This window comes from Micromonospora sp. WMMD734 (assembly GCF_049178975.1).
Lineage (GTDB): Bacteria > Actinomycetota > Actinomycetes > Mycobacteriales > Micromonosporaceae > Micromonospora > Micromonospora wenchangensis.
This window is the reverse complement of the sequence record NZ_JBMHMK010000001.1, coordinates 4401640-4425533: the sequence shown is the minus strand read 5'-3', so window position 1 is coordinate 4425533 and position 23894 is coordinate 4401640. Positions and strand designations below refer to the sequence as shown.

Annotated in this window: 21 protein-coding genes; 10 read left to right on the top strand and 11 right to left on the bottom strand. The window is 67.1% G+C overall.

Features of this window, described 5'->3' with window-relative positions; all coding sequences use genetic code 11:
* Positions 1–28: 28 nt before the first annotated feature.
* Positions 29–247, bottom strand: coding sequence for a response regulator transcription factor (locus ACN267_RS18810; RefSeq protein ID WP_421489251.1), 219 nt, complete (start codon positions 245–247; stop codon positions 29–31).
* Between the two features lie 465 nt (positions 248–712).
* Between ACN267_RS18810 and ACN267_RS18805 the strand changes: the two genes are divergently transcribed.
* Positions 713–958, top strand: coding sequence for an FAD-binding oxidoreductase (locus tag ACN267_RS18805; protein WP_421490447.1), 246 nt, complete (start codon positions 713–715; stop codon positions 956–958).
* Positions 959–991: 33 nt separating this feature from the next.
* On the opposite strand, the gene ACN267_RS18800 is transcribed toward ACN267_RS18805, so the two are convergent.
* On the bottom strand, positions 992–1117 hold the full coding sequence (locus ACN267_RS18800; protein ID WP_421489250.1) for a hypothetical protein: 126 nt from the start codon (positions 1115–1117) through the stop codon (positions 992–994).
* An 89-nt stretch (positions 1118–1206) separates the two neighbouring features.
* Here ACN267_RS18800 and ACN267_RS18795 point away from each other — a divergent pair, with 89 nt between their 5' ends.
* Positions 1207–2211: a trypsin-like serine peptidase gene (locus ACN267_RS18795; RefSeq protein WP_204956603.1), complete on the top strand. Its 1005-nt coding sequence runs from the start codon at positions 1207–1209 to the stop codon at positions 2209–2211.
* A gap of 127 nt (positions 2212–2338) precedes the next feature.
* Here ACN267_RS18795 and ACN267_RS18790 read toward each other — a convergent pair whose 3' ends face one another.
* The gene (locus ACN267_RS18790) at positions 2339–5407 is read right to left on the bottom strand and encodes a DUF3427 domain-containing protein (protein ID WP_421489249.1); all 3069 of its coding nucleotides are present in this window, start codon (positions 5405–5407) and stop codon (positions 2339–2341) included.
* A 189-nt stretch (positions 5408–5596) separates the two neighbouring features.
* Between ACN267_RS18790 and ACN267_RS18785 the strand changes: the two genes are divergently transcribed.
* Both ACN267_RS18785 and ACN267_RS18780 read left to right on the top strand, forming a co-directional pair.
* Complete coding sequence (locus ACN267_RS18785; protein WP_421489248.1) at positions 5597–7402, top strand: GmrSD restriction endonuclease domain-containing protein; 1806 nt, start codon at positions 5597–5599, stop codon at positions 7400–7402.
* Positions 7399–8418, top strand: coding sequence for a CBS domain-containing protein (locus tag ACN267_RS18780; RefSeq protein WP_421489247.1), 1020 nt, complete (start codon positions 7399–7401; stop codon positions 8416–8418). Before ACN267_RS18785 ends, ACN267_RS18780 begins: the two co-directional genes overlap by 4 nt.
* A gap of 230 nt (positions 8419–8648) precedes the next feature.
* Here ACN267_RS18780 and ACN267_RS18775 read toward each other — a convergent pair whose 3' ends face one another.
* Both ACN267_RS18775 and ACN267_RS18770 read right to left on the bottom strand, forming a co-directional pair.
* Positions 8649–9239: a GNAT family N-acetyltransferase gene (locus tag ACN267_RS18775; protein ID WP_204927263.1), complete on the bottom strand. Its 591-nt coding sequence runs from the start codon at positions 9237–9239 to the stop codon at positions 8649–8651.
* The gene (locus tag ACN267_RS18770) at positions 9239–10750 is read right to left on the bottom strand and encodes a helix-turn-helix domain-containing protein (protein WP_421489246.1); all 1512 of its coding nucleotides are present in this window, start codon (positions 10748–10750) and stop codon (positions 9239–9241) included. Before ACN267_RS18770 ends, ACN267_RS18775 begins: the two co-directional genes overlap by 1 nt.
* 208 nt (positions 10751–10958) lie before the next feature.
* On the opposite strand from ACN267_RS18770, the gene ACN267_RS18765 reads away from it, so the two are divergent.
* From ACN267_RS18765 to ACN267_RS18750, 4 genes are all read left to right on the top strand, one after another.
* Positions 10959–11381: a hypothetical protein gene (locus ACN267_RS18765; protein ID WP_307826335.1), complete on the top strand. Its 423-nt coding sequence runs from the start codon at positions 10959–10961 to the stop codon at positions 11379–11381.
* 114 nt (positions 11382–11495) lie between these two features.
* Positions 11496–12260 carry a hypothetical protein gene (locus ACN267_RS18760; RefSeq protein WP_357657936.1) on the top strand — a complete coding sequence of 255 codons (765 nt, stop codon included), beginning with the start codon at positions 11496–11498 and terminating at the stop codon, positions 12258–12260.
* A gap of 304 nt (positions 12261–12564) precedes the next feature.
* Positions 12565–12843, top strand: a complete 279-nt coding sequence (locus ACN267_RS18755; protein WP_421489245.1) for a hypothetical protein — start codon at positions 12565–12567, stop codon at positions 12841–12843.
* Positions 12840–13787: an FAD-binding oxidoreductase gene (locus ACN267_RS18750; RefSeq protein WP_421489244.1), complete on the top strand. Its 948-nt coding sequence runs from the start codon at positions 12840–12842 to the stop codon at positions 13785–13787. The genes ACN267_RS18755 and ACN267_RS18750 overlap by 4 nt, the downstream gene beginning before the upstream one ends.
* A 57-nt stretch (positions 13788–13844) precedes the next feature.
* Here ACN267_RS18750 and ACN267_RS18745 read toward each other — a convergent pair whose 3' ends face one another.
* From ACN267_RS18745 to ACN267_RS18730, 4 genes are all read right to left on the bottom strand, one after another.
* Positions 13845–16184 carry a HelD family protein gene (locus tag ACN267_RS18745; protein ID WP_421489243.1) on the bottom strand — a complete coding sequence of 780 codons (2340 nt, stop codon included), beginning with the start codon at positions 16182–16184 and terminating at the stop codon, positions 13845–13847.
* Positions 16185–16452: 268 nt separating this feature from the next.
* Complete coding sequence (darG, locus tag ACN267_RS18740; RefSeq protein WP_421489242.1) at positions 16453–17532, bottom strand: type II toxin-antitoxin system antitoxin DNA ADP-ribosyl glycohydrolase DarG; 1080 nt, start codon at positions 17530–17532, stop codon at positions 16453–16455.
* Complete coding sequence (gene darT, locus ACN267_RS18735) at positions 17529–18215, bottom strand: type II toxin-antitoxin system toxin DNA ADP-ribosyl transferase DarT (protein ID WP_357657933.1); 687 nt, start codon at positions 18213–18215, stop codon at positions 17529–17531. The genes darG and darT overlap by 4 nt, the downstream gene beginning before the upstream one ends.
* A gap of 2 nt (positions 18216–18217) precedes the next feature.
* Entirely contained in the window at positions 18218–19798 is a 1581-nt protein-coding gene (locus ACN267_RS18730; protein ID WP_232378469.1) for a restriction endonuclease, read from the bottom strand.
* Between the two features lie 361 nt (positions 19799–20159).
* On the opposite strand from ACN267_RS18730, the gene ACN267_RS18725 reads away from it, so the two are divergent.
* The gene (locus tag ACN267_RS18725; protein WP_421489241.1) at positions 20160–21488 is read left to right on the top strand and encodes an AAA family ATPase; all 1329 of its coding nucleotides are present in this window, start codon (positions 20160–20162) and stop codon (positions 21486–21488) included.
* Between the two features lie 33 nt (positions 21489–21521).
* Entirely contained in the window at positions 21522–21896 is a 375-nt protein-coding gene (locus tag ACN267_RS18720) for a globin (RefSeq protein WP_421489240.1), read from the top strand.
* A gap of 6 nt (positions 21897–21902) precedes the next feature.
* On the opposite strand, the gene ACN267_RS18715 is transcribed toward ACN267_RS18720, so the two are convergent.
* Both ACN267_RS18715 and ACN267_RS18710 read right to left on the bottom strand, forming a co-directional pair.
* A complete protein-coding gene (locus ACN267_RS18715; protein ID WP_421489239.1) occupies positions 21903–22781 on the bottom strand; it encodes a cellulose binding domain-containing protein in 879 nt (292 codons plus the stop codon).
* Positions 22782–22991: 210 nt separating this feature from the next.
* Entirely contained in the window at positions 22992–23843 is an 852-nt protein-coding gene (locus tag ACN267_RS18710) for an aldo/keto reductase (protein WP_204956613.1), read from the bottom strand.
* Positions 23844–23894 lie beyond the last annotated feature (51 nt).

Below are 23894 nucleotides of genomic sequence, written 5' to 3'. Positions count from 1 at the left end.
GGCTGCGGGAACCGCATCCGGCTGGAGATCACTTGCCGTGGGCCTTGCCGACCGCCATTCCGAGGCGCACGAGATCAGCACCTATCTTGATGCCGGTCTTCTCTCTGATCCGCCGGAGATAGGTGTCCACGGTTCTGGTGGATATGCTCATCCGTCGACCGATCTGCACATACGTCAGGCCGTCCGAAAAGTGGACGAGCACCTCCTTCTCGCGGGGTGACAGACTCTGCTCGTTAATGTTCCTCACCCTCCCCCGAGGCAATGATCTACATTCTTCAGCGTTGATTCATCAATCTCCATGCCCCAACGCCAGTCTGCCACTCTGCTGCGCAGATCGCATACGATTATTTTCCATGAGCTGAACGCGTTTGCACTGTCGCAGATCTATCTTTCGATCGGATTTATTGATCGGTGTGACGCAGATCACTAGATATTGTTGGGACGTGGGTAGGTCGAGCCCGTACCCCACCGCAGGCCAGTCGTGGAATTCCCGAAAACTGCATAAGCCGCCGTAATGCTCACGGGTTTCCTGACGGTGAGCCGCGACGCAACGCCGCGTCCGGGAGCGGATCTGACTGTGAAACCGAAATTCGGCACCTGCTGACCGCGCGGATTGCCCTCTTGAGCGCTGTTGCGTTGGCGGATCGGCGGGCACGCACCGACATGACGCCACGGAACTTCCTGTCGGGCGACCGGTGACGGCGTGTCGGCGATGGTGATCGGTCACCACCGGCCGTGCCCCGGCATCGCCATCCTGCGGACCCTGCGCCCCTGGTTGCGGTTGCCGCACCGCCCGGGCCAGGCAGGTCCCGTCGAGACCCCACGGAACCCCGGTCGCTGGCGTTGGTACTGCCCGGCCAACGCACCCCGCCCCGACGGCACCGTCGAGCTGCATGTCCGGCGCGTGGCCGCCGGCACCGTCTCGGGCAACCTCGTTCACGAGGTAGGCCCCGGCTAGATGCTGCCCCTCGGCCCGTCCCGCGACACCGGCCTACACCTGCGCGACGGTGACCTGCTGCTGGTGGCCGGTGGCACCGGGCTGGCCCCGCTGCGCGCCCCGGTCGAGCAGGTCGCCGCCGCCCCCTCGGTCGCCGGTGTGCCCGCCGACCGTATCCACCTTCCGGAGCGGATCCGGCGTCAGACCCCGGAGCGGAAGGGGCATCTCCACAAACGTCTTTCTGACAATCCGGCCGTACGTTCCCCGTCATGACATCGAAGCCAACCCCCGGCCTGCGTCGTCGCGTCGGCGTCGCCGGAGCGGTCACCGCGCTCGTGACGACGACTCTGACCGGGCTCGCTCAGCAGCCCGCCACCGCCGCTCCCGGAACGGTCGCCACCCACGCCGTCGCCGTCACCGCCGCCGAGCGGCAGGCGGTGCTGGCGTACTGGACGCCGCAGCGGATAGCGGCTCTGAAGACCCCGTCGGCGCAGGTGCCGCCCGTGGCGAAGCCGGACGGCGCGCCATGGACCCGGGCGGACGCCGTGTCGCGTACCGTCGGCAGGCTCTTCTTCACCGACCACGGCGAGGACGCCAGCTGCACGGCGACGGTGCTGGACAGCGCCAACCGCAGCACGGTGGTGACCGCCGCGCACTGCGTCAACAACACCGACCTCATCGGTGAGGACAACCAGTGGTCGGCCAACGTGCTGTTCGTCCCCGGCTACACCGACGGCCGGGCGCCGTACGGCAGGTTCGTCGCCCGGCTGTCGGTGGCCCCGTCGACGTGGCTGCTCAACGACCAGATCGAAAGCCTGTACGACTCGTACGACCAGGCGTTCGTGGTGCTCCACCCGAACAGCGACGGACGCCGGGTGCAGGACGCGGTCGGCGTCGCCCAGCGGATCGGCTACGACGTGCCGGGCGCGCGGGTGGTGCACCAGTTCGGCTACCCCCGGGCCAGTTCCGACGAGGCCCGCGAGGGGCTGCCGGAATACACCGGTGAGCGACTCGCCTACTGCGCCGGCCGGGCGGTGGAGCAGCAGTCGACCGAGGACTGGCCGGAGCCGCCCGGCCAGTGGGGCACCGCATGCGTGATGGGCGGCGGCTCCAGTGGCGGCCCGCGACTCACGAACTTCGACCGGCACACCGGGCTCGGCACCGTCGTCGGCGACAACTCCCACGGCTACATTCCGGGGAAGCGTTACCTGGTGGGGCCGCAGTTCAGCACGGCGATCACCCGCCCACTCTTCGAGCGGGCGCAACACAGCTGATTCGGGCTGGGTACCGGGCAGCCCACCTCGCCACGGGTGTGGGCGCCCGGTGCCGACGACGCTCCCTCAGCCGTGCGAGGCGGACCATCCATGGGTCCTCCGCCACCAGAATTGCTGTCATCGCCCCTCAGGCGGCGATGGTGCGGGCCGCCGCGTACAGGTCGGCGGGCAGCGGGGTCGCCAACTCCCAGACGATCCGCATCGGCCGTTCCCCGCTGTGCTGCCGGTAGGTCATCGGGCCGGCGTACAGGTAGGCCGGTGCGCCGAGGTCCCGATCCGGAATCCGGGTCTCCCGCACGAACAGGTGCACCGTCGAACCCCGTGCCGCGTGGTGGACGTACCGCTGACCGGTAGGGGACGACTCCGAGGTGGTGCTCTGCGACTCCCACTGGAACAGCCGCTCGGTGATCGCCCGGTCGGCGTACATCGTGGTGGGGGAGTAGTGCTGCTCCGACTTGACCAGGGTGACGAAGAACAGGTCCGCCTGTTCAGCCTCCAACCACTTCACCCCTTCCCGCAACGATCCGGGGTTGGTCATGCCGAACGCCGCGCACGCCTCGTTGCGGCTGTACCGGGCGTGCACCCGCAGCACGCCGACCGGCGCGGTGACCCGGTGGATGCGCTCCCGCAGCACCTCGGCGACCTGACGCAACTCGGCGCAGCGGGCCGGCTCCGCCCACAGCCACTTGAGCCGTTCCTCCCGGGCGGTCAGCGGCACCTGCGGCCCCCACAGGTCGAAGTGCAGCATGTGCCACAGCCGGCCGGCAGGCGGCGGTGAACCGGCGGCGACCCGGGCCAGCAGGTCGAGCCGGTCAACGTCGTCCAGGTGCAGCATCCGGCCGATGGCCCGGCCCAACTCGCGGTCGGCCGGGCCGGGTGCGGAGGTGTCGAGGCCGGCGAGCCGCCGCAGCCCGGTCCATCCGCCGGCCGACGCCGACCGGTAGACGTCCTCGATCTCCAGGCCGGTCTCCCGCAGGAATTCGGCGAGGCTCACGTCACCGAGCTGCCGCAGCTCGGCCACCAGGCCCTTCTTGGACGTGGGCAGCGCGGTGCGCAGGTTGTCGAGCACGATCTCCTTGGCGACCCGGTCGAGCTGCACGTGGCAGCCGCTGGGTAACGACGGGAAGTCCTGCTCGACGGCGGCTCTGACGGCTCGGCGGCTGACCCCGGTCAGCGCCCGCCACCGCAGGTCGAACCGGAAGTTGGCGTGCTGCCCGCCGATGAAGTCGAGCACGGTCAGGCACGGCTTGTCGTCGTCGAGGCGCAGCCCACGGCCCAACTGCTGGAGGAAGATGGTGGCGCTCTCGGTGGGCCGCAGCATCAGAATCGTGTCGACCATCGGCAGGTCGACACCCTCGTTGAACAGGTCGACGGTGAACAGCACCCGCAGCGTCCCGGCCCGGAACTCCCGCAGCAGCCGGTCGCGCTCCGCCCGGTCGACCCGCGAGGTCACCGCCGCCGACGGTACGCCGTGCCTGGTGAACCAGTCCGCCATGAACTCGGCGTGCCCGATGCCCACGCAGAACCCGAGCGCCCGCATCCGATCGGTGTCCACAGTGTCCCGGACGGCCCGGAGGATGATTCGCGCCCGTGCGTCGTCACCGGTGTAGACGTCGTCGAGATCCGCCAGGTCGTACCCCTGGCCGCGCCGCCAGCGCAGGTGCGACAGATCCGTGTCGTCGTGCACCCCGAAGTATTGGAACGGCGCGAGCAGTTGCCGCTCCAACGCGTCCCACAGGTGCAGCTCCACGGCCGCGCGGCCGTCGAACCACCGCCGCACGTCGCCGCCGTCGGCCCGGTCGGGCGTCGCGGTGAGCCCCAGCAGTACGCGCGGAGCAAGCCGCTCCAACAACCGGGCGTACGTCGGCGCTTCCGCGTGGTGGAACTCGTCGACGATCACCATGTCGTACGCCTGCGGGTCGATCTCCCGCCGGTGCAGCGACTGGATGGAGGCGAAGACGTGCGTCCAGTGTGTCGGCACCTGGCCGGCCACCAGGGTCTCGCCGAAGCTGCCGTCCCCCATGACCTGCCGGAACGTCGACAGGCTCTGCCGGAGGATCTGCTCCTGGTGGGCGACGAACAGCAACGAGTCGACGGTCCTGTTTCTGTGTAGCCGCCGGTAGTCCAGCGCCGCCACCACCGTCTTGCCGGTGCCGGTCGCCATCACCACCAGGTTGCGGTGCCGGCCGTGCACCTGCCGCTCGGCGTCCAGGTCGGCCAGGATCTCCGCCTGGTACGGGTACGGCCGCACGTCCAGGTTGGCGATCTGCGTCGGTTCGTCGGGGCGGCGTTCCCCGCTCAACGCCCGCCGCAACCGGTCGGCGTCCCTACCCGGGTCGTAGGTCTCGAACGCCGGGTCGTTCCAGTAGTCCTCGAACGTGGCGGTGAACGTGTTGATGACGTGCGGCTGCTCGACGTTCGAGATCCGGACGTTCCACTCCACCCCGTCGACCAGCGCGGCTTTCGACAGGTTGCTCGACCCGACGTACGCGGTGGTCAGCCCGTGGTGGCGGCGGAACAGCCACGCCTTGGCGTGCAGCCGGGTGGTCCTGGTCTCGTAGGAGACCTTGATGTCGGCCCCGAGCTCGGCGAGCCGGTCGAGGGCGCGTTGGTCGGTCGCGCCCAGGTAGGTGGTGGTGATGACCCGCAGTGTGCCCCCGCGCCGGATCAGCTCCCGAATCGCCGGTTCGACGATGCGCAGGCCGTGCCACTTGATGAACGCGCAGAGCAGGTCGACGCGTTGCGCCGAGGCCATCTCGTGGTTGACCTCGTGGCCGATGCGCGGCTGGTGCTTGCCGTTGACCAGCAGTGCGCCGGTGGAGAGCGGGGTGGTGGGGCGCTGCGGGAAGGTCGGCTGCGCCGGGGGCGTGGGTGGGGCGGCGATGGCGTGCAGGAGGTTTCTGGCGTCGGCGATCTGGTCGTGCTGGTCGGTCGCGGCGGGGCTGAGCGTGGCGATGGCCTCCGCGATCCGGTTGGTCAGCTCGACCTGGTGGCGGAGCTTGTCATCGCCGTTGGGGACGGCTTGCAGGGCACGTCCGATGAGCGCGGCGAGGTGGCGGGTGAGGGGATGGTGGGCATCGGCGGGGTCCAGGGGATGGTGCTGGACCTGGGCCGGATCCAGGGGTTGGAGACAGGCAGCGACATGGTGGGTGACCAGGTGTTCGTAGATCCCCATCGCAAGCCCGTCGTCGTCCATGAGGGTGGAGGTTAGCGTGTGTGTCAGCTCTGCCGACTTCCGCCGACTGGGGGGTACCCGGGGTGTCCGTCGTGTGCCGCAGTCGATTACCCCCAGGAGATTATCCGTTGAGACGACCTTGACCATCAGAGTGACGGTCGATAATCTGACCGGTTCGCTCTCACGATAGGTTCCCAGGGAGATCGCTCGATGGCGCTCGACAGTCCGAAGCTTTACGACCTCTTGAAAGACATCAAGTCGGGGATATTGCAGCTGCCAGACTTCCAACGTGAGTGGAAGTGGGATGACCAGCGCATCCGGGAGTTGATCGCAACGGTAACCCTCGACTATCCGCTCGGCGTTGTGATGACGCTCGAGACGGGTGGTAAGAAGCCCTTTCGTCCTCGTACCCTGACCGGTGCGGAGGCCGGTCGGGCGGTTGTTCCTGACCTACTGCTATTGGACGGTCAGCAACGGCTCACCTCCCTGTTCCAGGCCCTGCACCTTGACCAGCCGGTGCGGACCGTCGATGATCGCAACAAGGACCTTGAGCGTTGGTATTACGTGGACATGGAGCGGGCTGTCGGTTCGTCCACCGACCGGGACGAGGCCATCGTTTCCGTACCGAAGGACCGTGTCCTCCGTTCGAACTTCGCTCGCACGATCAACCTCGATCTCAGTAGTCGGTCGAAAGAGTGCGGCGCGAGGCACTTTCCACTGAGCGATGTTTTCAACAGCGACAAGGTCACCGCATGGCAGCGTGAATTCGTCAAGCTCGACGATGCGAACTGGGAATTGTGGGCCAAGTTCGACCAACTGATTCTCCACAACATCAAGTCGTTCCAGATTCCCATGATCAAGCTTGCGGCCTCCACCACCAAGGATGCCGTCTGCTCGGTGTTCGAGCGCGTCAACACCGGCGGCGTTCCGTTGAACGTGTTCGAACTGTTGACCGCCACCTATGCAGGCGACAGTCAGTACGAGCAGAACCACGGCGACTACTACCGGTTGCCTGACGTGTGGCAGGACATCAAGCGGACCCTGGCCACCGCATACCCGGTCTTGGGGCGCCTGGAGCAGGGGGTCGACGATGGCTTGAGCACCAGTGAATTTCTGCAAGCCGTCACCCTGGTCAACACATGGGAACGCAAGAGGACCAAGCCGAACATGGCTGTTTCCTGCAAACGACGTGATCTCCTGAACCTGCCGCTGGACGACTTCATTCGGCTTGCGCCCAGGGTGGCGAGTGCCTTCGGCTGGGTCGGGGGGTTCCTCAACGAGCAGTTCATCGTGCGACAGGCCGACCTTCCCTACCGAACCCAGCTCGTGCCCTTGGCTGCGGTACGAGCGATCCTCGGTGACCAGGCCGATGAGGTCGGCACCCGGGAACTGCTCACCCGCTGGTACTGGTGTGGGGTGCTGGGTGAAATGTACGGTGGTGCGACTGAGAGTCGCTTCACCCGTGATGTCGAACAACTCGTTGCCGCAGCGAAGGGTCAGTTGCTGAGCGCGCCCGACACCATCGCGGAAGCGGCCTTCCTGGCCGACCGGTTGGATACCCTGACCACCCGTAACAGCGCCGCCTACAAGGGCATTTTTGCGCTGCTCGTCAAGCAGGGTGCCGTCGACTGGTACCACAGCGAATCCCCTTTCACCCCGGGGTCGATCCTGCAGCATGCTGTCGACATTCGTCATGTTTTCCCGAAGCAGTGGTTGGCCCGGCATGTCCCCGGTGACTGGCGGGGCAATTCGATCGTGAACAAGACCCCTTTGTCCTACCGGGCGAGCAAGAGTCTGACGGGTTCGCCATCGGCCTATCTGCAGGTGCTTGCCAGGGAAACCGGCACGCGGCCCGAATGGTTCGACGACGTCGTCGCCACTCACGTGATCAATCCGGATTTCCTGCGTGAGGACGACTTCGACAAGTTCTACGACGACCGCTCGGCTAGACTGGTTGAACTGGTCAACGAGGCCATGGGTAAGCGCACGGTCTTCCGTAACGAGGTGGACCGGTGAGTCCATCTCTTCCAAGCCGTCAGGAACTACTCGACCTCAAGGGGAAGACCATACGGGTTCCTGCCCTCCTGGAAATGTTCGGTGAACGTGTCCGCAATTATCAGACCGTTCCCCTGATCCAGGATGCGTTGCATGAGGTGGGCCTCGACACTCATCCCTCCTTCACGACCTGCGGACTCAAGACCGACATGCTGATCGTCCCTCAGGCAGCGGTGCCGTTCGTCGAGGAGGAAGCCGAAGGGGAGGTGCAGACAGGCACCTTGCCCCAGCAGCCACTTCGGATCGGCGACGTGCCTTCGGCCCGTGCCGGAATCGACTCGGTCACGTCCAAGTCGTCGCTGCGTTCCGCCACGCATACGATGCGCGTGAAGAACTACTCGCAACTGCCGGTGATCGACGGGCTTGCCGATCTCAAGGGTGTCGTGACCTGGGACTCCATCACTGCGCGGTACGAGATCGGCGAGACTAATCCCACGCTCGCAAAGTCGATGGTCCGTGATGCGATCCCCGTGGCGGAGGTTCACCAGGAACTCTTCACCCGCCTGCCCGAGATTCAACGTCACGGATACTTGCTGGTTCGGGAGAACAGCGGCGTCTTCGTGGGGATAATAACCGGCTCTGATATCGCCAAGCGATTCCAGAATATTGCATTGCCATTCTTTCTGGTCGGTGAGATCGAGTTCCGTCTCCGGAGATGCCTGGGGCCAAAGCTCGCTGGCGATTCGGTCAAGAAGTTGAAGGGGGAAAATCACTCAGGCGACTTCTCCAAGCTGATGTTCGGCGAGTATGTCAGGCTGCTGGACTGCGAGCAGGGGAACGGGAAGCAGCGCCTCAATGCGGTGGAGAACTGGAAGCTGCTGGGCTGGGGTGGAGTGGATAGATCCCAGTTCGTGGCTCAACTGGACAGGGTGAGAGTCATACGTAACCAGATTGCTCACTTTGACGAAAAGGCGCTCAGTGACCAGCAGATCGACGAGTTGAGGGAGTTCTCGGGTCTGCTCAAGCAGCTACTCTGAGGAATCTGACCCCGGCCGTGCGGCAGCCATGTCACGGCTGCCGTCGGGTGTCGGGCCTGGCTTGCCGCTGGCCACGATGTCGCTCCTCGTGGCCAGCGGCCACCCGGTAAAGCGACGGCCCTGCCCGGATGGGCCGCTGTCGCACCGAGGATCATTGTGAAGCAACTCCGTGTCTCCACCCAGATTCGGCTGCTGTGTCCCGAGCCGGTCGCCTCTGGGCAACCCACCCGTCACGGGCGTAGGTTGCCCGGAGCGGCCGGCGGCCTCTCAGGCGAGGACACCTTGCGCGAATCGTGGGTGAGAATGTCGAACACGGGCGCATCAGGCCAGTTGGGTTTGAGTCGGGTAATGGTCTGCCACCCCCAGGATCGGTAGGCGGCCTGGGCAGGGCCGTTGTCTGGCCGGGCGAGAAGGGTCATTCGCTTCTCGTGTCGACTACTGACCAGGTCGTCATGTAGTGCGCGTGCGACGCCTTGCCGCCGCCAGGCGGCCCGCACCAGCAGTTCGCAGATGGCAAAAGTGCGTTGCCCGTCCTCGTCGGTGAAGCCGGCCGGTACGGGCTCCTCAATGCCATCCCACCATCGGGTGTCGGGTGCGAGTGGGAACCCGTACACGTAGCCGATCAACTCTTCGCCCAGCCTCGCGGTGATCAACACCCACCCGGCGCGCTGTCGATGGGCCGAGAGTTGGCGACGGTAGCGGTCCGCACTGTAGAACCCGCCAGCACCCGCGTGAACCTCAAGGTAGAGGTCGACCAGTTGCTCGATGATTCCTTCGGATTCGGTCGCGCCGTAACGGCGGAGGGTCAGCTTCTCGTTCATCAGGCGACCTCGCCGTCGAAGGCTTCGATGAAGTTCCGGACAGGGGCGGTCGGCCGGGTCACCTGACCCAATGCCGACCGGATGTCGGCCAGGTGCCGAGTTACGCGCCGGGAGTTCATCTGCCTCACCTCAGGTAGGAGGCCAAGCGCCATCAGGGCAGCCTGGTTGACGTCGCCTTCTCGGTGAGTTGCCTCAGCCAGTCTGACGCGGTAGTAGACCTGGTTGCGCCGGTGCGCGGGGGACGAGTTGGCGATGGCGTCGCGGAGCGCCTCGGCTGCGCGTCTCGGTTGGTCGAGGGAGAAAAACGACAGTGCTTCCAGGCCCTGCACCTCTTGAAAGTTGACGAAGTGGATGAACTCCGGGTCGCTCTCGTGCGGGCCCCGCTCCAACTCTTGGCGTGCCTTGCGCATCTCGCGCTCAAACGCGCTGCGGTCCTGAAGCGCGGCGAATGCGCATGCCCGGCGGAGGTGCAGGAGTGTCCGTAGGCGTGGGGTGGCCCAGCCGGCGGATATCCGGAGCGCGGCGTCCGCGCAGTGCAGCGACTCGGTTGGTTGGGAATCCCCGTTGAGGAGTGCGAGTTGCGCGAGCGCGCGTACCTCGACCTGGGGATCGTCGGCGAGGCGTGCCCTGGTGATGGCGTCGTTCAGATACGGACGCGCAACCACCCGACGGCCGGCGTCGATCGCCAGCCATGCCGTCTGTGCGGCGAGGTCGGCGAGCGATGCCTGGAGGGCTTCACCGACGTCTCGGCTGTAGCGTGCCTTCGCTGCCCAGGATGAGAGGCGGCCATGAACGTGCATGGCAATGTCGCATAGCTGATTGGCGCCGGCCACCGCGTCGGCCTGCCGGAACTCCCTCACCAACGAAGTGGCCAGGCGGACGTGTTCGAGGCCGATGGACGGAGACTCGTCCGCGAGTGTGGCGAGGAAGCCCCACTCGCCCATGGAACCAAGTCCCGCCAAAGCTGCCAGCGTATGGAACTGCCGGCGGTCCGTCGTGACCACCTCCTTTATCGGTATCTCGAACGACGCTGGCAACGTGGGTGACCCCACGAGGTTCCCACGGTTGTGGCAATCCGGCTCTGGAGCGGCCGTCCTTCTGGCCGGGTCCGCAGACGAGATGAGCCGAGCGTCGGGCAGGCTGAACCACAACAGGGTGTCCGGTATCCCGAGGATCTTCGCCCAGTGGGCCAGCCGATCCAGGTGTACCACCGGCGACCCGTTCTCGACCCGGCTCAACTGTGCCTGAGTGATCCCGAGCCACCCAGCCACCACGGTCTGAGAAAACGCCGACCGTCCGTGGTACGGATGGAACCGGTACGCCCGGATGACCCGGCCCAGATGACGGGACGCGAGCGCCTGCCGTAGCGGCTCATGTGCCCAGAACGACGCCGGCACCGCCGGTGGCGCGCTCAACCGGTCGCGCTCGGCGGCCTGGCAGGGCGCGCACCGCCCACTGTCGTTGTCGCGGGCCAGCCGTCCGCCGCACCTGGGGCAGTTGGTGTGTGTCACCGGCAACCTCGCCAATCGCGGGCGGCTGTATCCGAAGTTGAGCCTATCCATTGAACCCGCTGCGTGGTCGAGTGGCATACGCAGCGCGTATATCGATGATGCTCGCACTGTCATGCGGGAGCGACACGGAACGGGCCAGCCTGGGCTGGACACCAACGGAAGGAGCGCCATGCTGCTGATCAGCGCAACCCGTGCCGGGAGGGAACTCGTGTCTGACGAGCTCTTCACCCGGCTGGCCCGTCGCATCGCCCATGACCACCCCGAGTTGTCCCCGGACCTCCCACCCCGGATCGTGGATCAGGCGCTGGCCTTCCTCGGGGCCTGCGCCGTCACCACGGAACCGATCGGTCCCTCCGAGATCGTGGACATCGGATGGCACACGTTCATCCTGCACACCCGCGACTACGCCGACTTCTGCCAGCGGACCGCCGGCCGGTTCATCCACCATGAGCCGGAGCCCACCTCCGACGACCCGCCCCCGTCGTCGCCGGAGCCGATCGGTGCGCCGCTCTCCCGCACCATCTCCGCGATCGTCGCCGCCGGTTTCACGCTCGACCGAACGCTGTGGGCCGGTGTGGCGATCGAGTGCACGCAATGCCACGCGGGCTGCACTGACAGTCCCACGCGGTGACGCGACGGTGAGGCGGCCCGGAGGCATAGGCTCTCCGGGACCGCCTCACCGTCGGAGGCCCACATGCCACGCCGTCAGCCTTGGGAAGAGTTGCCCGACAGGGTTCGCGATGAGGTGTCCCGCCACATCGGCCCGATGCGCTCGGCGGTGACGGTGCCGTCCGGCGCTTACTGCGACCTGGCTGTCACCCTGGACACCGCTGCCGGCAGGTTCTTCTGCAAGGGCTGCCAGGTCGACGGACCGACCGATTGGCTCCACCGTAACGAGGCCAGGGTCAACAGGTGGCTCCCGCCCGCCGCGCCACGCCTGCGTTGGACCGTCGAGCAGTCCGGCTGGCTGCTGCTCGGCTTTGACCACGTTGCCGGCCGGCATCCCGACCTGGCTCCAGGCTCTCCGGACCTCGCACCGCTCGCCGATCTGCTGGCCGGGCTGGCGCACACGTTGACGCCCGCCCCTCCGGTGCCGATCCAGCGCTTCACCTACCGATGGCGCGACCTGATTGCCCCCGAACTGGTCGACGGTGACACCCTCCTGCACACCGACATGACGCCACGGAACTTCCTGCTGGGCGATCGTCCACACCTGGTCGACTGGTCCAGTCCCGCCAGGGGCGCTGCCTGGATCGACGCCGCTTTCCTCGTCCTGCGGCTCGTCCGCGCGGGACATGAGCCGGTCGATGCCGAGACGTGGGCAGGGCAGATCCCCGCCTTCGCGGCAGCGCCCGGCGATGCGGTCACCGCCTTCGCAGATGCGCTCGTTCGGCTCTGGGAACGCAAGCAACGCACCGCCCCTGGACCCCACCACGGTCCGCTCCTCGCCGCTGCCCGTCGCTGGTCGGCGTATCGATCCCACCTTCGTGCGTATACCCACGGCGCATGACCGTCGCGAACATCCAGGCATAGCGAGCTACGGATCTGCGACCAGGGTTGATGCATGGCCCGGGGCGGGTGCTGGGCTCCGGGGCGTGTCGATCCGAACGACGCGACCTCGTCCCCGCCCGCCCCGGTGCCCGTCACCCTTCCGCCGAGAAACAGGGGCCGCAGACACCATGAAAACCGCCGCAACAGACCTCCCCGTCCCGGCCACCGACGAGGAGGAGGAAGCGCAGCGCGCCAGCGAACACACCCCGTACCCGTGCCTGCTGTCCGATCGTGAGCAGGGCACCCGAGGGCGGTGCGCAGCCATGACGCCGGAGGAGATCGTCCACCGGTGGTTGCGGCTGGTGACGGCGGACGCGGAGCTGTCGCCGTACCTCGTCGGGGTGGATCGGGATCGGCTGGCCGCGCATCTCACGGCGAGCGTGACCGCCGCGCTCGCCGGGGAGCCGGCGGACGCCTGGGGTGGGCTCGGCCTGTCCGAGGAGCAGCATCGGCGCATCGGTGACTACCTGGTCGGGGTGTGCTGGGCAGCCGACCTGCCCGAAGGACGGATCGCCCGGGTGCGGCGGGCGGTGGCCCGGTGAGGGAGGCCGACGAGTTGCGGTCGGCGCTGCCGGATCGGCTCGCCGCCCACGATGCCGAGCTGCTGATCGCCACGCTCCGCCGGCTCGCCACCGACCCGGAGCCGGCGGCGCAGGCGGTGACGCTGACCGTGCTGGGCCATGCCTTCCGCCGGTTCGCGTTGCTGCCGCATGCCAAGCTGATCAGCGCGCTGGCCGGTGCCGAGGTGCCGGTGGAGTTGCTGCGGCAGGCGGCGGCGCGGGCCGACGACGATCCGCCGTGGCGGCCCGCCCAGGTGCTCGCCCGCGACATCCCCGGCGACCACATCGCCGTCCTGACGGTACGGCCGTGGCGGCGGCTGCGCTACCGGCCCGGCCAGGCCGTCGCCGTCAGCACGGCGCGCAATCCCGGTCGGTGGCGCTGGTATTCCCCCGCCAACGCGCCCCGCCCCGAGGGCACCGTCGAGCTGCACGTTCGTGCCATCCCCGCCGGCAGCGTCTCGGTCAGCCTCGCCCACGAGATGAACCCCGGCGACGTGGTCTGGCTCGGGCCGCCCCGCGACACCGGCCAGCACCTGCGCGACGGTGACCTGCTGCTGGTGGCCGGTGGCACCGGTCTGGCCCCGCTGCGCGCCCTGGTCGAACAGGTCGCCGCCGCCCCCGACGGCCGCCGGGTCACCCTGGTCGTCGGCGCCCGCACCTTTTTCGACCTCTACGACCCGATCGTCCTCGACAAGCTCCAGTGCGCCCACGACTGGCTGACCATCGTGCCCGTCTTCTCCGACGACCCCGAGGCGCACCCGACCGAGCAGGGCGACGCGCTCACCACCGCGCTGCGCCACCACCAACCCCACCAGCAGGTGTACGTCTGCGGCCCGCCCGCGATGCTCGACGACGCCCGCCGCTGGCTGCCTCTGGCCGGGGTGCCCGTGGATCGTCTCCACCTGCCCGATCCGGCCAGCCCATGAAGGCCGTCTACCGAAGGTTCTTCGGGAAAGATCAGCGCGCGATCGTACGCCAGTTTGCTACTCCTTGTCCCGCGAGTGCCGGATGATTTCTGCGGCTTTGTTCAGAACTTCTTGCCATAGGTTCGGTGCCACGCTTTCGCGTAGGAGCTCGACGATGTCCTCTGCCGAAGCCGTGACCACCCGGAGGGAGGCTTTGGTCCGTGGAGCAGGAGGAGGCGGGTCCACATCGCCGATCTTCCCGCCCCGCTTCCCGTGTGACTGATCTTCCGGTTCCGTCTTTGCTAACTCGGCCTCGAAAGCCTCTAGCAGGGCATTGATGTCGATGTCCGAGTCCAGCGGGTCCGGCTGATCATCGTCTTGAGGGTTCTCCACTATGCTGCCAGTGAGCGAAGGGCCGGCATCGGTGCTTGTCGGCAGTGGATTGCCGCTACAAACAACGTCTAGGTACCTGGTGGTCCTGGTCATGGCTACGTAGAGCAGGCGATGGCCGCGAACGTCGTCGGCCACGATGTCGGCTGGTTCGATGACCACGACGGCATCGAACTCCAAACCCTTGGCTTCATGAGGGCCGACAACGTTGATTCCCGGGCCGAGCTCGCCCTCAGAAGCTGCACGCCAAGCGACATCCATGGCATTCAGCACAAGTTCTAAGTTCTCACGACACGTGTCAGGGCAGATAATTGCTACGGATCTGCCGTGGGCGGCATGGCCCATGGCAACCCGGACTGCCTCGTTTGCTCGATCATCGTCGTCGACCTTGTGAATCGAGGGATCTGCCGGGCCCTCCCGTACCACCTGTGGTGGCCTGACCAAAGGCGCGGCGATCGGTAGCAACTGTGCCGCGAACTCGAACACCTGGCGGGGAACGCGGTACCCGTATCGCAGTTCCTCATAATTGACTGGAAGATCGGATGCTAGGTGCTCGACAACGTCAACCCATTCGTCCCGTGCCCACTGCCCCGTCGACTGGGCAATGTCGCCTACGACGGTGAAGGAGCCATTCGCTGACCGGCGGGCGATCGAGCGCAACTGCATGGGAGAAAGGTCTTGCGCCTCGTCGACGACGACATGATCATATCGACCCGCAACCCCATTGATAAGGTCCTCCGCCTCATCCAGGACTGCGAGATCGGCATTGGTCCACTGCTCGTCTGACATCTTGTCAGCTGCTCGCCGGTGCAATAGGGTGACCTCGCGTGCGGTGAACTCGTCGCCGGCTGCGGCAATCAGCCGATCTCGCGAGCCGTACAACTCTCGAAGAAACGCTGCTGCGGTGGTTGAGGGCCAGATTCTGTCCATCACGGGATCCAGTACCTGCCGGATGCCGCTGGCTCCCCCTCGGCGGAAATCGTTTGAACCATCCCTGGCCAGTAGGTCGAACATCTTTTCAGGCAGTACTTGACGGAAGAGTTGGCGTCGCTCCGAGTAGGTGCCGCCACTGTCCCGGCAGCGAGCAACGGTTGCGGCGATAGCCTCAGCGGGCAGGGTGATCCGATGCCCGTCGACCACGACACGGAGGTGCTTCTCGTTGTCGGGAAGACTCACTCGCGCGTAGAGGGCCCGTTCTACCAGGCGTATCATCCGGGGATCGCCCTTGAGTCGAGCGATTTCGGCAGGCTCCGTGCCACCCCTGCGAACCGGGGGGTGTAGCTGATGAACATCGAGCTGCTCGACGCTGATGTCACCAAGGGTGGGAAGAACCGTGCGGGTGTAACGGGTAAAAGTTGGGTTAGGGCCGATGATGAGAATGTTCTCCGCCGTGAGTTGGTCCCGGTAGTTAAACAGGAGCCAGGAAACCCGGTGGAGCGCAATAGCGGTCTTCCCTGTTCCAGGCCCGCCCTGGACGACCATCACGCCTTCGAGTGGGGTGCGGATCAGATCGAACTGCGCGGCCTGGATCGTTCGGACGATATCTTGCATAGACCCGGTACGGTTGCGGTCTAGCTCTACCAGCAGAGTGTCAGATGGCTGTTTCCAACTTTCAAGCTCCGCGATATCAGCCGATAGATCCGCCAGGATCGTGTCGGTGAAGCTTTGAATCATGTTGCTCTTACAGCTGAAGTCTCGCTTGAGTCGCAGCCCGCAAGGATCAGCATGAGTGGCTTTGTGGAACCTTGCGGCAGCCGGTGCCTGCCAGTTGACGACGACGATGTCTGACTTGTCATCGAAGATGGCGTGATAGCCCAGGTATAGGCTTTCCCCAGATTCATCATCCATTCGGGCGAATGCAACGGCTTCGTCGGGCTTGCCGAGTTTTTCCTGCCTGGCTTTCGCGTCGCGGCGGATGCGGGCGGCCGCACCGCTATTTGCGGCGGCGTTAGCTGCGCTATCAAGGTTGGCCCGCATCCGTTCCCGATGCTCCCACGCGGCGTCGAAATACTCCTGCTCGTTCTTCAACTCGACTGGGTCGATAAACACCTGAACCCCCGCTGAACTCGTCGTCGGCCAGCCAGACGGACGAGGTTGGCCATATGGCAAGCATCCGAGCCGTTGCATCCCGGACGACATGACAGTATTGCGAGGTTTGCGCTGCGTCGTCGTCCTAAAGCACGGCGTCTTTGCCTCTTCGGATGATATCGAGGGGTTCGACTGTAAGGTGGGAAGAGTGTACGGGTCGCCCGATAGCCGAAATGGGTGGTCCCCGCTCGTTTCCACCGGCAAATGGCTACCGAACTGCGACCAGGTCCGGCAGCAAGCCGGCGGACCGTAGGCGCTCGTACGCGGTGGTGACGTGCGCCGGGGTGAACAGGCGTGCCTTCCGCCCGCTCCACGCCTGGACACGTTCGATCAATTCGTCGAGGTCGCTGGTCGGAGGCTCCACCTCACCGGCGAAGTGCACCGTGGCGAGCAGTTCGAGGCTGTACGGAGACTCAAACCCGTCCACCAGCACAGCGATGCGGTCGAGCGCTTCCGGCATCCGGTGGCCGGCAGCGAACCACGCGGAAACGGCCTCGCTGGTTCCGTCGGTTAGGTGGATGGGACGCAACTCCTCGACCCGGGAGGATCGGTCGCCGAAGCCGATCAGATAGTGGCCTTCGAGTCGATCGAGAACGTGGTTAAGGTTCTCCGCGTACGGCCCGTAGCGGCCCCGGGTGAAGGAGAGGCGTAGCGGCTCCCCGAAGACCTGGAGAAAGTAGGCGATCTTCTGGATTTCCAGGTTGGTGATGCCATCCCGGGGTTCCAACGCGCGGGCGCGGTCGAGATAACGTTCGATGGCCCGCAGCAGTGTGGCGCGTCCGGCGGTCAGGGCCGGTTTCCGGGTGGCGACCGGCATGTCCGCCGGCTCCGGAGCGCCCTCCGGAGGGAACACCAGCACCTGGACGTCGGGCAGTTCGGCGAAAGCCTGCTCGATCATCGGTTGGACCATGCCCCAGTCGAGTCCACCGTTGCCACAGCCTAGGGCCGGCAGCGCCACCGAGCGGATCTGATGTTCCCGGACGACCCGGACGAGATCAGTGAGACCGGACTGGATGTCGGACAACTTCGAGCTGGCCTTCCAGTGACCCTTGGTCGGGAAGTTGATCACGTAGCGGCGGGCGCCGAGCAGGCCGGAATCAAACACGAACATCCGGCCCAACTGGACATCTTTCGCCGTGCAGGCGGCTCGGTAGGCCGCGTAGTTGGCGGGGAAGGCACGCTTGAACTGGAGGGCGATTCCCTTGCCCATGACGCCCACCGTGTTGACGGTGTTGACCAGGGCCTCGGCGTCGGCGGTGAGCAGGTTGCCATGGCTAACGACGATCATTCGCGCACCTCCCTCCGGGTGTAGCCGTAGTACCAGTCCGGTCTGACAGCGACGTACGGGTTGATGATGCCAGCAGAACGGAGGAGCCGCCTCAGCTGTGTCTCCCGTGCCGTCGTCCGTACGGCATAACCGGCGACCAGCTCCAGCGGAAACTCCCGGTACACCAGTAGCTCGGCCATCCGTCGCCGTCTGCGATCCGGGTCTTCATCGGTGTTCTTCCAATCTTTCTCCAGCATCAGCGGCCAGTCCACCAGATGAGCAAGATCTTCCAGCTTCCGGGAGAACGTGGTGGGCGAGGCGGCACAGTTGCCATCGCTGGCCACCCACGGCAAGGCCGCCTGGTTGACACGGTCGACTGAGCTGACCAAGTAAACCAACGGGTCGTCCCCACCCGGGTAGAAACCAGACTTACCGGTCTCATGATCCTTAGCGATGCGGAACATCATCGGCGAGCAGGGCGCGAAGTAGAAAGGTACGTAATCGGCGACGAACCCGCCGGGTGGGCAAGGTACCGGTTTGGTCCGTCGGCTGGTCTTGATGGGCACCGAACCTACGTCGGTTACCAGGAGCGAGCCCACCACGCTGTCCGCGACGAGCTTTCGCGCCGCCAGGATCGCCGGCAGGTTGTCAATATGGGTGAAATGCATGATCAGCGCCTGTTCGGGTGGACGCCGAATGTCCATGCTCAGTCCAGATCGCTGGGGTCGATCCGGGCCGTCACCCCCGCGTGTTCGCCGAGCAGGTAGAGCAGGTTGGAGCCGTCGATCAACTCCAGCGGCTTACCCGAGGCGAACTCGTACGAGGCAGGTCCGTAGCCGCTGGTGGTGACGAGAATGCCCTTCGACGCACCCTCGTTCTGCAGGGTGCCGAAGAGGTCCCGCACGGCGGACACGTCGACCGTGTTGCGGTAGCGCTTGGCCTGGATGACGACCTTGCCACCGAAGATGGGGCGCGGGTCGAAGGCGACGCAGTCCACGCCACCGTCCCGGGACGGGCGGGTCTGCTTGGTGTCCAGGCCCATCTTGGCGAAGAGGTTCTGGATTAGGCTCTCGAACTCGTTCGGGGTCAGCCTGAGTAGGTTGGGTCGCTGGTCCAGGTCCGCCAACACGTCCACCTCGTCGATGAACCGCTTGTCGACCATGTCGAACTCCAGCACTGGCCGGACCGGTGCCAGCTCGGCGGGCCGTTTCGACACCGAGGCGTTGAGATGCGCCAGGCAGGCGAGCGGCTCGACCAGGCGCAGGTTGAGCGCGGTGAAGGTCTCGCGGGTGGTCCGCAGCGTCACCAGGCACGGCTGGACGGACGCTCCGGTCCGAGGGTCGGTCGTGTCGACGATGCCGTTGAACACCACCGTGTCGACGAGCTTGGACCGGTCGGCCTCGAACAATTCGTGCACCGTCCGCAAGGTGACCCGGGCGACGAGGACGGCGTACCGCTCCTTGATCTCCTTGCTGGGCCGCGCGGTGGTGGTGATCTCGTCGCGGGCCTTGACGTAACGGTATTCGCGTACGGCGGGGATCACATCGAGCGTCGGCAGGTGATACTCCACCACAAGTTGGCGGGATTCCGGAACGTAGGCCAGTCGGTAGTGCTGCGGGAAGTCGTCTGGGTAGACGGAGTTCCCCAGGACCATGCCGAAGTAATCGACCACCGCGGCCGGCTCCGCCGCGGCGACGGCTGCCGCGAAGCGGTCGATCTCCGCGTTGTGCGCGTTCACCTCCGCGTCGACCTTGGCGCACTTCTGGAGATAGCGCTGGTGGGCGGCGGCCAGCTTCCGCTGACGTTCGGCCTCGGTGGCGCCGTGTTCCGCCTGTGCCTGCACGAATGCCTGTTGAGCTGCAGCGAACTGCTGCTGGTACTTGGCCTGGCCGCCGAACATCTTGCCCAGGAACCCGGGCGGGGCCGGCACGAACCGCTGCCAGTCGGGTGGTGTCAGCGGCACCCCGAGGTTGCCGGGCTTGAACGGGGCGTGCTCAACCGACTTACGTAGCCGGCGAAAGTCGATGTAGTCGTCGACGTCGAGAGTTGCGGCCAAGAGATTGTCCAGGTCGTCGAGGTGCGCCTGGAGGCCGGAGTTGTCGGCGGCTACCTCGGCCATCCGTGCCTCGACGTACAGCCGCTTGCGCTCGCGCTCGTTGGCGACGGCCGTCCGCTGGGCGGCCTTCAAGGCGCGTTCGGCATCTCGACGTAGTTGCTGGTGGTGCCGGTGTGCGGCAGCTTGAGCCTGCTTCTGGGCGCGCACCTGCCGTGCGTGTGCCCGCTGCATCTCTTGGAGGATGCCCACGTAAGTCCTATGTGTTGCGAGGGATGACGGAGCCGACACCATAGCCATTGAGCGACTGAGTGGATACCCCCAGCTATCGTCGCTGATCATTGCGATGGGGCGTTACGCGTACTTCCTCCTGACTGTGGGCTGTCCTGAGTCGGATGCCAGACAAACGCAGGGCTGCCTCGATGTGCCCAGCCCTGACCACGTTTCGTGCCGTGAGCTGACTCTCGTCCGGCAGGTGCCGCGCTAGGGCATGGGCTACGGGGCATCTGACAGGCCACCCGGCCGCTCCGGCGACGATCCGTATCGTGGTGGAACTACCGCTGGCCAAGCGACAGCGGATCGGGAGGAGAGGCCGATGCTCGGGCTTGAGGTGCCGCCCGCCGTCGAGGCGGAACGGGTCGTCGCGGCCGTCCTTGCCGACCTGCGCTCGGGCGACCATCGGGGCGTGGTGGTCGACTCCCCACCCGGGGCCGGCAAGTCGACCCTGGTGGTGCGGGCCGCCGCCGAGCTGGCCGCCGCCGGTGAGCCGCTGATGATCGTGGCGCAGACCAACGAGCAGGTCGACGACCTCATCGACCGGCTCGCCACCAAGGCCCCCGAGCTGCGCATCGGCCGGTTGTCGGCGACCGACTACCGGCCGTCGGAGCGGGTCCGGGGGCACGACACGGTCCGGGTCGCGTCGAAGGTCGCCGACCTGGGCGATCCGGCCGTCACCATCGGTACGGCAGCGAAGTGGGCCACGGTCACCGACGGCCGGTGGCCGTGGGCGATCGTCGACGAGGCGTACCAGATGCGCTCGGACGCCCTGCTGCGGGTGGCCGGGCGGTTCGAGCGGGCGCTGTTCGTGGGTGATCCCGGGCAGCTCGACCCGTTCTCCACCGTCGAGACGCTGCGCTGGACGGGCCTGAGCTGGGATCCGATGCAGGCGGCGGTGGCGGTGCTGTTGCGGCACAACCCGGACCTGCCGGTGCACCGGCTGCCGGTGTCCTGGCGGTTGCCGGCGTCGGCGGCCCCGGTGGTCGCGGCGGCGTTCTACCCGTTCACCGGCTTCCGCGCCGGCACCGGCCCGGCCGACCGGGCGTTGACGCTGACCCGGCCGGGGCCGGGCGACGCGCTCGACGCGGCGGTGGAACTGGCCGCCGGCGTCGGTTGGGCGTTGCACGAGCTGCCGGCCCGGCACACCCTGCGTACCGATGCGGAGGCCGCCGCGGCGTGCGCCGCGCTCGCCCTGCGGGTGCTGGCCCGGGGCGCGGTCGCGGTCTCCGAGCACGCCCCGGCCGGCGTGCCGGTGACCGCCGACCGGATCGCCGTCGGCGCGGCGCACCGCGACCAGGTCGCCGCGATCCGCGCCCAGCTCGGCCCGGCCGGGGCGGACGTCACGGTGGACACCGCCAACCGGCTCCAGGGCCGGGAGTACGACGTGACGATCGTGCTGCACCCGCTGTCCGGCCGGCGGGACGCGACGAACTTCCACCTGGAGTCGGGCCGGCTGTGTGTGCTGACCTCCCGGCACCGGCACGCCTGCATCGTGGTGGCCCGCGCCGGCATCGGTGAGCTGCTGGACGCCCACCCGTCAACGGAGTCGGTGCACCTGGACGTGCCGGTGAAGTTCCCCGACGGCTGGGCCGCCAACCAGACCACCATGACGTTCCTGGCCGGGCACCGTCCGTCGACGGGACGGTGAACTGCGGGTACGCGACGATCCGTACTGAGGGGTGTGCGGACGACGGAACTGGTCACCTGCCCCCGGAGCGCGTTCGACTGGCTCGGGCCGGCCGGGGTGCGCGCGGTGGTGATCCGCTGGCTGCGCCTGGTCGCGGCGGACGCCGAGCTGGCGCCGTACCTGATCGGGCTGGACCGGCCCCGGCTGGCCGGCCGGCTGACCGCCCAGCTGGCCTCGGCCCTGGGCGGCCCGGCCTCCGGCGGTGGCGGTGGGCGGGCGGCCGCAGGGGCGTGGCGGCGGCTCGGGCTGACCGACGAGCAGCACTGGCGGGTGCTGGACTACCTGGCGGCCGTGCTCTGCGGCGTGGGCCTGCCGGTCGCCATGATCGTCGCGGCCCAGCGCGCCGTCGCCGGGGAGGCCCACGCCTGACGGAGGTCAGCCCCAGTTGTCGCCGTACTCGCGGACCCCGTCGACGTCGAGGGTGATCCGGCTGTTGGCGGTCCACGCGCCGGTGGCCGCCTGCCAGCTCGGGTCGTCGCGTTCGTCGATCGTGGTCCAGTTGGGCCGGTGCAGCCGGAGCTGGATCGGCCCGGAGGACGCGCCGGGGGCCAGCATCCCGGTGTCGAAGGTCAGCTCCACCCAGCCGGGGAAGGGGGTGCCGGGCACCGGGTAGACGGTCGGGGTCGGGCTGGGGCCGGGCGGCGGCGCGGGCGGCGGAAAATACTGGAGGGTACGCCGGATGTGGTCGCAGCCGAGCGTCGCCCAGTCGCACTCGGTGGTCAGGGCGGCGTTGCCGTTCTCGAAACGCAGGTGGTAGCGGACCCGCACGGTGGTCAGGTCCAGCGGTCGGCCGCCGGTGTTGGTGATGTTGATCCGGAACTGGGCCTGGTTGTCGGTGGGTGCCCAGTCGAGGTTGAGGTAGTCGACCTTCGCCCGCCCGTACGCGGTGCGCACGGTGGTGACCGCCGAGGTGTCGGAGTAGCCGCCGAGGGCGTACGCCTGGAGCGCGATCCGGTAGTCGGTGCCCGGGGCGAGGTCGGTCAGGGTGACGGCGTTGGTCTGCGTGCTGCCCAGGCCCCGGTAGGCGTTCGGCCCGATCGGCGAACGTACGTCGTAGGTGATCGGGCCGCCCGGCTCGCCCTTCCACGTCGACGGGGTCCAGGTCAGGCTGAGCCGGTGCGGGTCGTTGGCGACCACCACGGGTGCGCCGGGGGTGGTCAGCGCCGGGGCGTCGTCGGCGTGGGCGACGCCTACCGCGAGCAGGCTCACCAGCGCGGCGAGGGTGGCGGTGGCGGTGAGGGGGCGGGCACGCATGACCCGGATGCTACGGACATGTATGCACGTTCATCAATGACGGAACTGATGATTCGGTTGCGTCATCAGCTCGACAGCGTCCACCCCACCCACCCCACCCCCGGTCCTGCGGAACCGGTCGGCATCGCCGAGAAGCGGAGCCGCCGGGGCGGGGACCCGTGCAGTCGGGTCCCGCCCCGGTGGGTCGCGCCGCGCGGCGGCCGGTGCCGCTCAGGCGGGGATGTAGTCGAACTCGTCCGGGTTCGGGCCGGTCCGTCCGGCCTCGCCCTTGTCCAGCCCGCTGATCCGCTCCATCGCCGTGTCGTCCAGGGTGAAGTCGAAGATCTGGAAGTTCTCCTCGATCCGCTTCGGGGTGGTCGACTTCGGGAAGACGATGTCGCCGCGCTGCACGTGCCAGCGCAGCACCACCTGGGCGGGGGTACGGCCCACCTGCTCGGCGACGTCCACGATCGTCGGATCGTCGAGCACCCTGCCCTGGGCGATCGGGGACCACGCCTCGGTGAGGATGTTGTGCTTGCTGCCGTACGCGCGCACCTGCTCGTTGGTGAGGTAGGGGTGCACCTCGATCTGGTTGACCGCCGGCACCACGTCGGCTTCGGCGGCCAGCCGCTCCAGGTGCGGCACCTGGAAGTTCGACACCCCGATCGAGCGGGCCCGGCCGTCGCGCTGGAACTCCTCAAGCGTCTTCCAGGTGGAGACGAAGTCACCGTCGTAGCGGGTGGGCAGCGGCCAGTGGATGAGGAACAGGTCGACGTAGTCCGTCTTCAGCGCGGACAGCGTCGACTCGAACGCCCTGCGGGCCTCCTCGGGGCGGTGGAAGCCGTTGTTGAGCTTGCTGGTCACGAAGACCTCGCCCCGGTCCAGCCCGGAGGCGCGGACGGCCTCGCCGACCCCGGCCTCGTTGCCGTACATCTGGGCGGTGTCGATGTGCCGGTAGCCGATCTCCAGCGCCCGGCCGACGGCCTCGGCGGTGTCCTTCGGCTCGATCTGGTAGACCCCGAAGCCGAGCTGCGGGATGGTGTTGCCGTCGTTGAGACTGATGTCGGGAACGGTATTCGCCATACCGGGTGTCTACCCGGTCGGGCCGCGTCCTCACGGCCCGACCGGGGTGAT